The sequence below is a fragment of the Flavobacterium sp. NPDC079362 genome (assembly GCF_050267765.1).
GTDB classification, from domain to species: domain Bacteria; phylum Bacteroidota; class Bacteroidia; order Flavobacteriales; family Flavobacteriaceae; genus Flavobacterium; species Flavobacterium azizsancarii.
This window is the reverse complement of record NZ_JBNNFM010000017.1, coordinates 54,525-67,356: the sequence shown is the minus strand read 5'-3', so window position 1 is coordinate 67,356 and position 12,832 is coordinate 54,525. Positions and strand designations below refer to the sequence as shown.

The following is a 12,832-nucleotide window of genomic DNA, read 5'->3' as shown; positions in this document are numbered from 1 at the left end:
AAGCGAGAAAATGTCTTGTTAAATTTTGTTAAAACATCTATGTGCCCTTATATTTGCAAAAAAAATAGTTATTCTTATTCAATCTAAATAAATACCATGAAATATAATTTACTACTCGCTTTATCCTTGCTTAGTTTTGCCTCATATAGTCAGGAGTACGCTGCTGCAGAAAATACTTCGGCTGTAAATGATACTGTAAAAAACAAAAAGGGAGAAACTCTTAATGAAGTTTTAATTACTACAAACAAACCTAAAAAGCCAATTGAAGCTGCTCGTTCAGGTATTAAAGTAATGGACTTGCCACAAAGTGTTCAGATTATTGGAAATGATGTTATCATACAACAACAAGCTATCAGACTTAGTGAAGTGGTAAAAAACCTAAATGGTGTTTATGTAGGATCAGCTCGTGGTGGTGCTCAGGAGTCATTCTTTTCAAGAGGTTATGATATGGGTGCCAATAATATGTTTAAAAACGGTTTTCGTTTCAGCAGCGGATCTATGCCTGAAGTTTCTTCTTTAGAAAAAGTAGAATTCTTAAAAGGAAGTGCTGCTTTATTATACGGTAACGTTGCTCCGGGAGGAATCCTGAACATGGTTACAAAAACACCTCAGTTTACAAAAGGTGGAGAAGTTTCTATGCAAATGGGAAGCAATTCTTTTTATAAACCATCAATTGATATCTACGGGCCATTAAATAAATACATTGCTTTTCGTTTTACAGGTACGTATGAGAACTCAGAAAGCTTTAGAGATATCGTAAAAAACGAACGTTATTACATCAATCCATCGTTTTTATTTAAAGTAAGCGACAAAACTCAAATTACACTACAAGGAGATTATCTTAGTTATGACTGGACTCCGGATTTTGGAACTGGAATTATTGGTAAAGAAATTGCTGATGTGCCACGAAGCAAATACTTAGGAGCACTTTGGTCTTACGGAAAAACAACTCAAACAAGTATTTCTGCTTTAGTAAACCATAATTTTAATGATAACTGGAAATTGAATTTCAATACTTCATTCCAAAACTATGACAGAACTTCTAAAGGAACTGAACGTGTTTCTATTGATATTACGATCCCGAATTATAAAGATGGAGATTACATTCGTCCGTTAGGTCAAAATCACAACTTTGAGCAAATCATGGGACAACAATTGAGCTTACAAGGGATTTTTTATACTGGAAAAGTGAAACATCAGGTTTTTACCGGTGTTGATTTTGAAAACTCATTTACACAAGCCTATACTTATGCCTTTGATGAAAAAATGGTAAAAGATGCTAAAGGAAAATTCATTGCAAATGCATACGATCGCGTAAATATTTATGACCTTATTTACGATAATCAACGTATGGATATCCCAAATGCAAATGCAACTAAACTTGTAAATACAGATTCGAATCGTTTTGGGGTTTACGCTCAGGATTTAATCTCGATTACAGACCAATTTAAAGTTTTAGCAGGATTACGCTGGTCATGGCAGGAAACTCAAGCAACAACAACTGATTATACTAAAACACCAATTACAGTTGCAGAAGGACAAAAACTAACAGATCAGGCTTTTTCTCCTAAAGTAGGTTTAGTATATCAGCCAACAAAAAACACGTCTTTGTTTGCAAGTTATTCTAACTCATTTACGCCAAACACAGGAACAACTGTTGATTTACAACCAATAAAACCATCTATTATTGATCAATACGAAGCAGGTATCAAGAAAGATTTCTGGAGAGGTTTATTGAGCACAAACGTTACAGTATACCAGATCACAAACAGCAACCTGGCACAAACAGCTGAATTTAAAGCTGACGGAACGCCAAACTCAGATACAAACGTAAAAGTATTAAGTGGAGAAACTAAAAGTAAAGGTGTTGAAGTTGATATTACAGCAAGACCAGTTGAAGGTTTGAACATTATTGCAGGTTATAGCTACAACGATATGCGCTACACAAAAACTTCAGGATTAAACGGAAGTTTTATCGAAGGGGATCGTTTAGTAAGAACACCGGCAAACACGGCAAATTTAAGTTTCTTCTACACGCTGCAAGATGGTTTCCTTAAAGGTGTTTCTGTTGGAGCAATAGGTAATTATATCGGAAAAAGAACCGGTGGATGGAATAACCTAATAGTAATTAACCCTACTACAGGAGTTCAAACTATCAATGATAGAGAAATTCCTTTAGAAGCTTACACAACAATTGATATATCTGCAGGATATACCTGGAGAAAGATCTCAATATTATGCAAATTATCAAACATTACAAACGAATTGAATTATACGGTTCACGAAAATTATAGTGTGAATCCAATTGCACCACGTCAGGTAATGACAAGCTTAAGATATAAGTTCTAAAAATTTGAATTAGATTTTAATCTGCCAGGGCTTTTTCTACCTTTTTGAAGAATAGAAGAAGCTTTTGGACTTTAATACAAAACCTCATTTATTATCGTTAAATGAGTTTTTTTGTTTTTAATCGTCAAAATTTTAATTCGTGAATTCGTGACAGAAAATATTCATACAAAATAAAACCCGACACATTCAAAAAAACATGTCGGGTTTGTATCTAAAAAGTAAAACTGATCTTATTTCAATCCAGCAATACTTTGCTCTATAGTAGTGATTTTTGCTAAAGCATCAGCTTCTTTTTGTCTTTCGTTAGCCAAAACTTTTTCCGGTGCACCACCAACAAATTTTTCATTTGATAATTTTGACTGAACTGATTTTAAGAAACCTTGCGTATACACCAACTCTGCAGTTAGTTTTGCAATTTCAGCTTCAACATCAATATTTCCTCCTGAAATTGGAATGAAATATTCATTTGATTTTACACGAAAAGACAATGCTCCGTCTACTTTAGCAGAAACATATTCGAAAGCCGAGATATTTCCTAGTTTCGTTACGATTGTATCGAAGTAAGTTGTAAGACTCTCACTATTGATTCCTTTTAATTCGATAGCATCTTTAAACGGAATATTTTTATCTTTTCTAATGGTTCTGATTCCTGAAATTACTTCAATAGTACTTTCAAAATCAGTAATTAAACCTGCGTTAAAAGGTTTTAATTCTGGCCATGTCGAAACGATCAAAGCTTCTTCAGGAGTTCTGTCAGCAATTAAATGCCAAATTTCCTCTGTTAAGAAAGGCATGAAAGGATGAAGTAATTTTAAATTACTTTCTAACATTTCGATCGCTTTATCAAACGTTGCTTTGTCAATTGGCTGTTGGTATGCAGGTTTGATCATCTCTAAAAACCAAGAACAGAAATCATCCCAAACCAATTTGTAGATCGCCATTAAAGAATCTGAAATTCTGTATTTTTCAAAATTATCTTCGATATCAACTAAGGTTTGCTGCAACTTGGCTTCGTACCATTCGATGGCTACTTTTGATGATTCCGGTTGTGGAATAGTTTCAGAAACTTCCCATCCTTTTATCAATTTAAAGGCATTCCATATCTTATTAGAGAATGCTTTTCCCTGATTACATAATTCTTCATCAAACATAATGTCGTTTCCTGCAGAAGCACTTAAAAGCAATCCTACACGAACACCATCTGCACCAAATTTCTCGATCAAGTCTAAAGGATCAGGAGAATTTCCTAATGATTTAGACATTTTACGACGTTGTTTATCACGTACTAAACCTGTTAGATATACATTTGTAAATGGTTTTTCACCAGCATATTCATAACCGGCAATAATCATTCTGGCAACCCAGAAAAACAAAATATCCGGACCTGTAACCAAGTCGTTTGTTGGATAATAATACTTAAAATCTTCACTTTCAGGATCCATGATTCCGCCAAAAACTGACATTGGCCATAACCAGGATGAGAACCATGTGTCTAGAGCATCAACATCTTGTCTTAAATCTTTTGTTTCAAGTTTTAGGTTTGAAGTTCTTTCTTTAGCTAAAGCTAGCGCCTCTTCGATAGTTTCTGCAACTACAAAATCTTCTTTTCCGTCTCCGTAATAATAAGCCGGAATTTGTTGTCCCCACCATAACTGACGGGAAATATTCCAATCACGAATATTGTTTAACCAATGTGCGTAAGTGTTTTCGAAACGTTTTGGGTGTAATTTAATATCTCCATCAACCAAAACAGATTTAATTGCGGGTTTTACTAAATCTTCCATTTTCAAAAACCATTGATCTGATAATCTTGGTTCGATTACCGCTTTAGTTCTTTCAGACGTTCCAACTTTATTTAAGTGGATTTCGGTTTTTGCCAAAGCTCCAATTTCTTCTAATTCTTTTGCAATTTCGATACGAACCACAAAACGATCTTTCCCTTGGTAATGCAATCCAAAACTATTTAATGTAGCATCTTCATTAAAAATATCAACGATTTCAAGATTGTGTTTCTCTCCTAACGCTTTATCATTCATGTCATGCGCCGGAGTTACTTTTAAGCATCCGGTTCCAAATTCTACATCTACATATTCATCTTCGATAATCGGGATTACTCTTCCACAAATAGGGACAATCGCTTTTTTACCTTTCAAATGAGTAAAACGTTCGTCATTTGGGTTGATACAAATAGCAGTATCTCCAAAGATAGTCTCAGGACGTGTTGTCGCAATAGTCAAGAAATCTTCTGAACCTTCGATTTTATATTTCAAGAAAAATAATTTTCCTTGTTGTTCTTCATAAATAACCTCTTCGTCAGACAAAGTTGTTTTTGCTTCAGGATCCCAGTTTACCATACGGTACCCTCTGTAGATTAATCCTTTATTATATAGGTCAACAAAAGACTTAATTACAGAAGCTGACATATCAGGATCCATAGTAAATTTCGTTCTTTCCCAATCGCAGGAAGCACCTAATTTTTTAAGCTGATCCAGGATTACTCCACCATATTTATCTGTCCATTCCCAGGCATGTGCCAAAAATTCTTCGCGGGTTAAATCATTTTTATTGATTCCTTCTGCTTTTAATTTTGCTACAACTTTGGCCTCAGTTGCAATAGAAGCGTGATCCGTTCCCGGAACCCAACAAGCATTGAAACCTTTAAGACGTGCTCTACGAATCAAAACATCCTGAATGGTATTGTTCAGCATATGCCCCATGTGCAAGACTCCAGTGACATTTGGTGGCGGGATTACAATTGTATAAGGTGTTCTATGATCTGGTTCTGAATGAAAATAGTTGTTTTTCATCCAGTAATCATACCATTTATTCTCGATCGTCTTAGCGTCAAATTGTGCTGGAATACTCATTTATTATAGATATGTTTAATCGTTAATTCGTTTTAATTGTTTAACCGTGGATTTGTTTAACTGTTTGTTTTTTTGCGTCCGTAACAAAATTTACAGAACTTCAATTGATTAAACAAATTAACATTTAAACAATTAAACAAAAACTTGGTTCAATTTTTGTAATTATATTTGACAGCAAAAGTAAATAATTAAGTACACTATAAAAAGAGAATTAATAATTTGTGTGTTAATTAAAAGAATGTATATTTACTTACAACTTAAAAACAATTTCAAAATGAAAAATGTAGCCTCTTTTATTGCTGTCGTATTGTTTAGCGCAATAGGTTATGCACAAAACGGCCCAAAAATTGAATTTGCAGCCCAAGACAATACCATTGATTATGGTAAAATTTCAAAAAGTGACAACGGAGTTCGCTCTTTTGAATTTACAAACACAGGAGATGCACCGCTTTTAGTAACCGGCGCAGAATCTACAGTAAGTTCTATAGTAGTCACCAAACCCGCAGCAGCAGTAATGCCCGGTAAAAAAGGTAAAATTGATGTAAAATACAACATGGCTTCCGGTCCAATTCGCAAAACAATTACCGTTGAAACCAATGCTGTCAACTACCCTGATGGTAGAGTCGCCTTAAAAATCAAAGGTGAAGTTTTATAACAAAACAAAAATCTAAAAATAGTAAAAGCCGTTCTTAAAAGGAACGGCTTTTTTTGTAACTATATTTTAAATTAAACCCGACAGGTTATTGAAATCTGTTGGGTTTGCTTATAGATAGTGAGTATCTAAATTGTCAAATCTTTGTCAAAGTTCTAAAACTTTTAGTAACAGCATTACTTGTGTGATTTCTCCTCTGTCGAAATGAACAAGATTGTGGCTAGTTTTGTGCTTTCTCAACGCATTCAGAAGTTGAAAATTTATATTTTACACGATCAAAATCGATAGGTTTATCTTTTACCAAATAAGTAACGCCCATCGTAGTTTGCATGGTTCCGTTTCCTAAAATAAGTTGGTTGTCACGTTTTAAAAATGCCATCGGATTTTTGAACGTCTGATTTTTATTTGTTTTTTCCTTAAAAGTATAATCTACAAATAATGTATCTCCTTTAAATTCTCCTTTAAGTTCTCCTATTTTCTCTGGCGCATTAGCAACTTTCATTACCATATCCCCTCCAATTTTACCGTTCTTTAAAGTATTTAATTTTAAATCGATTGTATCTTTTTCATACACCGCTTTATAGCATTCTGTACTTACGACTTTTTCAGCTTCGGCCTGAGCAGCTTCAGCTTCTTTTTTTTGTTTTTCATCATTTTTACAGCTTTGCAGTCCAATCAAAGACAAAAGCAAACAAGATATGACTAACTTTTTCATAGATTATTTTTTAGGTTCGTTGTTATCTTATAAAGTTAAATAAAAAAGAAGCTAAAAAAAAGACTTCTGAATTAAAATTAAAAAACTAACAAGTTTTAATCCCGAGGCTTCGGGCAATGTCATTAAGTTAATGAGAAATCAAGAAAATTATTTAACCGTTTAATCAAGAAAGTAATTAGAAAAATCCATTTTTATCAGCGTTTTCGCTTTAGCGAATCAGTAAAATCAGCGTCTAATTTTGACGCGGATAAAACAGATTTACTTCGTAAAAACGCAGATAAAAAACAGATTTGATTTGCAATAATTTTATTTTCTAAAAACTTAAATTAATGAAATCGGGTTTCAGGACTTTTAGGTTAACTTATTGTAAGTAAAAGAAGTCTATAAATTCTTAATAACAAATTCAGATCTTCTGTTTAATTCGTGCTCTTCCTCTGAGCAGGCATCATCTGTTTTGCATTTTATGATAGGCACAGATTCTCCGTAACCTTTTGCCTGAACTCTCTTTGCATTAATCCCTAATTCTATGATAAAATCCCTGGTTGAATTAGCTCGTTTTTGAGACAAATTTTCATTAAACTTTTCATTTCCCCGAGAATCTGTATGAGATCCTATTTCGATAACCATGTCAGGATATTTCTTCATTAATGCTACAACACGACCTAAAATAACTTTAGATTCTTTACGGATGTACCATAAATTGTAGTCAAAATAAATAGGATCCGTTTTTATGATTAATCTGTCTTTGTTGTCTTTAATAACGTCCTTTTCTTCTACTAAAATCTGTTTTATTTTTTCCTTTTTCTTGATTTCTGTTGCTGCAGCTTCTTCAGCTTTTTCTTTCTTCTTTATTTCTGCTGCTGCAATCTGATCTTCTTTCGTTTTTTTCTGCGCTACTTTTAACGCAATAACATCTAATGCTTCCCTTTCTTTTTTACGTCCTCTTTCAAGTTCTTCCTCTTTCTTTTTTGTTTCTGCAATTTGCTGTTGTTCTAATTTTATAATCTCAACAGATTTCAATGCCATCGAAGCATCATTGCTTGCGTTTCTGGTTTTCCCAGAAGATAATGATCTCGATTCGCTAGTATACTTTTCTTTAGAAGCCAAAACCGTAAACGAACTCTCGCAAGAAACTGTAAAACTAAATTTTCCGTCTGCTGCTGTAGTAACTGTCTTCAAAGTCTTTTTATCAGTATCCTGCAAGATTACAATTGCATTCTCTAAAGATAAATGAGTATCAATATCTGTAATCGTTCCTGCAATAAACTGTTTGCAATCTTCTACAATCAATTCTTTAGTTTCTTTAAACCAATAAATATCGTCACTCCCTTTTCCGCCTTCCCTATTCGATGCAAAAAAACCTTCTTTAGTATTTGTATCTATAATAAACGAAAAATCATCGCGATTTGAGTTTAATGGCAAACCTATATTTACAGGTTTCGAATATTCATTTCCGCTAATTTCCGAAACAAAAACATCAAGAGATCCATATCCTAAATGCCCATTCGAAGAAAAATAAAGTTTGTTATCTGACAAAGCAAAAGGAAACTGCTCTCTTTTATCTGTATTAATAATAGGCCCCAGGTTTTTGGGTGTATCAAATGCTCCTTTATTAATATTGACTGAATAAATATCGAAAGAACCAAATGTTCCCGGCATATCTGAAGCAAAATACAGTACTTTTTCATCAGTGCTCAGAGCTGGATGTTCTACTGAATAATTAGGACTATTAAATGGTAGTGATACAACATTTACCCATTTTCCATTAATCAATTCAGCTTTAAAAATTTGAAGGTTTGAGATTTTTTTATCGTCTGTTTTCTTGCTTCCTTTTTTAGAATTATTTCGCGTAAAATAAATTGTCTTGCCATCTTTTGTAAAAACAGCGTTGGATTCATGCATTCCCGTTTTTAATTCTTTAGCAAAATAATGTACAATAGAATCGGCTGAATTAATATTCTTTATCGGAATTTCGACTAAATTCAAATAGGTTTCATTGTCCCATTTGAACTTTTTATCAAACAATCCCGGTTTGAGTTTTACGCCTGCAAAAACCAGATTATCATTATACTTTACAGCTCCAAATTCAGAATTTGGTGTATTGATGGCTAAATTTTTAATATCAAATCGTTGCCCGATTGCAGAAACATTTTCTAATATCTTAATCTCTTTTTCAAAATTAGCAACATCATTAGCATTTGCAGATTTTGCATAATAGTCTTTTAATGCTGCATCTGCATCTTCATAACTATTGCTTGCTTTTAAAGTCTGAGCATACCTGAAATAATAATTCCTATCTAAATCATTATTATATTTTTGAATTAAAAGTCTGTAATAGCGTTGCGCTTTTATCAAATCGTTGGTATAAAAATAAGAGTCAGCAAGATTTTTTATAACTTCCTGTGAAGGTTTGTTCTCAATCAACTTTTCATATAAAACAATTGCTTCACTATAATAAGTTTTGTCAAAAAATCTTTTTGCCCTTGCCAATTCAAGATCCTGAGCATTTATAAACTGTATTGAAAATACGAATATAATAACGAGTAGTTTTTTCACATTTTTCATTTTAGAAGAATCTTGGTGATTTATCATATCCTTTTCCTAATAAATCCAAATTAAAAAGCAGCATAATTTCATGTGTTCCGGAATTAAACTGCCCCATATTCGAAAGTGTATGATCATACGCATAACCAACTCTAAGTGAAGGCGTAACATTTATATTCATTAAAGCGCTCACGGCATCGTTTACTCTGTAAGCAGCACCTAATTCGAACTTATTATTATACAAAACATTGGCTGTAAGGTCTACAGAAATTGGAGCGCCTGATACAAACCTTGACATAAACGCCGGTTTTAGCTTTACCATATCATTGATCTCAAAAACATATCCTGCAGTCAAAAAAGTATGAATTGCTTCTGATCCGTAAGCATTAATCCTTGATTTCTCTTCGATGTGTTTTGAACTTAATAAATTTGGCGCTGATAATCCTACGTAGAAATTATCCCTAAAATAATAGGCACCTACTCCAATGTTGGGTCTCGTCACGTTTATATTATCGGCGAAAGCCAAATCTGTTTCCGCGTCACTAAATTTAAATCCGTTAAAATTAGTTTGAAGCGAAGTAAAACCTGCCTTTAGCCCTAACGAAAGTTTATTTTTCCCGCCTAAATTTAAGACGTAAGCAAAATCAGCGTAGAAATTATTCTCCTTTTTAGCGCCGTCACCAATATCATCTGAAACTAATGACAAACCCACCTCGACTTTATCAGTCACAGCAGTATGCCCAAAAAAAGTAAATGTTTTTGGAGCACCAACAGCGCCCACCCATTGCGTTCTGTACAATCCACCAAGGTTTAACATTGCAGGAACTCCAGTTGCATAGGCCGGATTTACAACACTCATATTGTACATATAATGTGTGTATTCCGGATCTTGTTGCGCTGAGGCTGATGTTATATAAAAGAGAAAAGATATAAAGAGTATTATTTTTTTCATTTGAAAATTATATTAATAATATAAAAAGAAATTATCGGTTTAGGTAAAGTCGGCCTTGTTGCGCTTTTCTATTGTCTTTATTAAAATTGACAATATAAAAATAGACTCCATTTGGCGCTATTCCGCCACCAAAACCTGCCGATTCAGAATTTCTTCCGTCCCAATTGGCTGTATTTGCATTTCCTTTAAACATTACATTTCCGTATCTATTGAAAATTTCAATCGTATAATCCGGATATAAAAATTCAATATCAGGAATCCTGAAAGTATCGTTTACATTGTCTCCGTTTGGCGAAAACCCGTCTGGAATAAAAAATGCATATTGCGCAGGATCACAATCTGATAATGAAACTGAAACTTCCAGATAATCATCAGAAATACAATTAGTCACATTCGAAAGATCAAATCCGTAATAAGTCGCTTTATGAACCAATAATGTTGTCGAAGTCAGTAAATTTCCATTATTTTCAGCATCATACCAGGCAACGCTGGCACCTACATTGGTAGCTTTTGATAAATCAGCAACAGTTGGATTTTTCAAACCACAAAAATCTGTACCTCCGGGATTTAAAATGGGAGCCGGTACATCATTTACAAGCACCGAAATCATATTAGGAGGCGATATACAACTTGCAGGAGAGGTTTCTCTTATATAATAATCTTCTGATTTCAACACATAGCTATCAGCAAGCGGCGTTGTTGACGTTGCAGAACTATACCATTTATATTGAGAACCCCGTGGAGTTAAATTTGCAATTGTCGCTCTGTCGACTTTGCAAAATTCCTGATTTCCGGCAATTGGCGCGGCCGGAATAGAATTTATTATAAAACTATCTAATACACTTACCAAAGTACTACCACAACTTGTTGCATCATTTGTTACATAAGTAATCGAGATTGTAGTAGAACCTGTGTTTACAAGTAAATTTGATGGAATTACAAAACTGGCATTTCCGTTTAAAACATTCAAATCCACGTTTTGTTCTACCGAAGGATTACTCTCTAAAAGCAAATAAGAAAGTTTTGCTTTGGCTAAATTTCCTAATCCTGAAACTACAGCGGTAAACACTCCGTTTAAACAATTATTATTGACTAATATTTTTATATTTGCAGCAGCAGGCAAAGGATTAATAGTCACGTTGCCAATAACATTTGCTGTATTAGTACATTGCGGAGTTGGGTTTGTAATATTGGTGATAGTAGTAATAGTAATTACAGACAATCCGCTTTTTGCGTTTAAGTTTCCAGGGATTTCAAAAGTTGCTTTACCACCCACAGCCTTAATATTTGCCGTTTGCGCTGTCGCTAAATTATCGCCATTGATATTGTAAACAATACGATAATCACCATCAGTTAATTGAGTTGCATTCGAAATTTGAATTGTTGCATTATTATTTTGACAAACTGGACTGGCGGTTATTACAGCATTATTCAAACGCGGCAACGGATAAATATTTAAATCAGAAGAAAAAGGACTAAACATATTGGCACACAATCCTTTGCCACTTAGCGGGATAATACTTGTAACAGTTACAGTATATTTACCGACTCTTTTAAAATAAGAAGATTCGATTAGAAAATCAGCTATTCCGTTTATGAAATTTGCTGTTATACTTTCTGATCCTCCGGTTGGTCCTGCAACACTATATGTAATTTTATATTCTCCATTGGGAATATTCTGTGGTCCTTGCGTAATTTTTGCAGAATAAGCAGCAGTAGCAATATCGCTTTCGCAAATATCCTTAGCTATAGCAATTTTTGTACCTGTAAAATCAATCTTTTTTTCGAGTGTAATTGTTACATAGGCAGTTTTATCTTTACAAACATTCTGGTTAGGAACGGCAAAAACAGTATACTCATAATTATATTGGCTCGCACCGTAGGTATCAAACAATTGCTTAAGATTGATATTATGATCGGATCTTGTCGTGATATCAGGACCCTTCCAAACACCGTCAGGATCTTCACCTGTAAGCAGTTCGAACATATCAAAGTTAGTGTAACCGTCCAGATCAGTAGTACCGCATAATCGTAATTCTATTGATTTCCCCTGTTCAGGTGTCCTTACTATAGTTACAAATACAGTTGTAACGAGTGGTGTTAACGGGCACTCAGGCACGACTGGCACTTCATACGTAAATTTACGGGTTATTGTTTCTTCTATTTTTCCAATTTCTAATAAGGACGATCCTAAAATTCTCCCTGAAGCATCTCTCCAGATTCCGTTTTCATGCGGTCCCATAACTGTACTATCAAATGCCGTAAAAAGATTAAAACCTCCCGCTTCACTACATACAGTAGCTTTAGATCCAATTCCTGCATAAGCGCCAATAGTAAGAGTTATAGTCGATTTATTATCTACACATCCTGCAACATCGGGAGCAGTATACGTATAATGATAAACACCACCTTTTCTAATAAGCTGTGCGTTTAGATTTCCTGTAATCGAGTCCAGGCCTCTAAAGTTATTATCGTCAGACCATTTTCCTCCTGCAATAGGAGAACCGTCTAATAAGGAAAATAAAGAAAGGGTTTTATTAGCTGCATCCTGAATATCACAAATTATTTTTTGTGCATCATTCCCTGCACATTGTGCAGCCATTTGTGAAGGTAAAACCGATAAAAAAACAAAAAACAATACAAATAGTAAGAAATTAGTGTAGTTTTTGATCATAAAATGCTATTTTTCGATAAACATAATAAAATAATAATGTTCATACATCAAAAAACATGATTTAATAGTCAAATTTTCA

General features: G+C 33.9%; 7 protein-coding genes. 2 read left to right on the top strand and 5 right to left on the bottom strand.

Going from position 1 to position 12,832, the window contains the following annotated elements; genetic code table 11:
• Positions 1 to 96 precede the first annotated feature (96 nt).
• Complete coding sequence (locus ACQKCJ_RS15095; protein WP_427402330.1) at positions 97 to 2,349, top strand: TonB-dependent siderophore receptor; 2,253 nt, start codon at positions 97 to 99, stop codon at positions 2,347 to 2,349.
• A 230-nt stretch (positions 2,350 to 2,579) separates the two neighbouring features.
• On the opposite strand, the gene ACQKCJ_RS15090 is transcribed toward ACQKCJ_RS15095, so the two are convergent.
• Positions 2,580 to 5,216, bottom strand: coding sequence for a valine--tRNA ligase (locus tag ACQKCJ_RS15090; RefSeq protein ID WP_271335823.1), 2,637 nt, complete (start codon positions 5,214 to 5,216; stop codon positions 2,580 to 2,582).
• Positions 5,217 to 5,490: 274 nt separating this feature from the next.
• Between ACQKCJ_RS15090 and ACQKCJ_RS15085 the strand changes: the two genes are divergently transcribed.
• The gene (locus tag ACQKCJ_RS15085) at positions 5,491 to 5,871 is read left to right on the top strand and encodes a DUF1573 domain-containing protein (protein ID WP_271335822.1); all 381 of its coding nucleotides are present in this window, start codon (positions 5,491 to 5,493) and stop codon (positions 5,869 to 5,871) included.
• A gap of 217 nt (positions 5,872 to 6,088) precedes the next feature.
• Here ACQKCJ_RS15085 and ACQKCJ_RS15080 read toward each other — a convergent pair whose 3' ends face one another.
• The 4 genes from ACQKCJ_RS15080 to ACQKCJ_RS15065 all read right to left on the bottom strand — a co-directional run bounded on the left by ACQKCJ_RS15080 (position 6,089) and on the right by ACQKCJ_RS15065 (position 12,753).
• Positions 6,089 to 6,583: a hypothetical protein gene (locus tag ACQKCJ_RS15080; RefSeq protein WP_271335821.1), complete on the bottom strand. Its 495-nt coding sequence runs from the start codon at positions 6,581 to 6,583 to the stop codon at positions 6,089 to 6,091.
• 381 nt (positions 6,584 to 6,964) lie between these two features.
• Positions 6,965 to 9,148 (bottom strand): OmpA family protein, encoded by a 2,184-nt coding sequence (locus tag ACQKCJ_RS15075; RefSeq protein WP_427402329.1) that lies wholly within the window; start codon positions 9,146 to 9,148, stop codon positions 6,965 to 6,967.
• A 1-nt stretch (position 9,149) separates the two neighbouring features.
• A complete protein-coding gene (locus ACQKCJ_RS15070) occupies positions 9,150 to 10,079 on the bottom strand; it encodes a PorP/SprF family type IX secretion system membrane protein (RefSeq protein WP_427402328.1) in 930 nt (309 codons plus the stop codon).
• A gap of 31 nt (positions 10,080 to 10,110) precedes the next feature.
• Positions 10,111 to 12,753: a gliding motility-associated C-terminal domain-containing protein gene (locus ACQKCJ_RS15065; RefSeq protein ID WP_427402327.1), complete on the bottom strand. Its 2,643-nt coding sequence runs from the start codon at positions 12,751 to 12,753 to the stop codon at positions 10,111 to 10,113.
• Between the last annotated feature and the right edge of the window lie 79 nt (positions 12,754 to 12,832).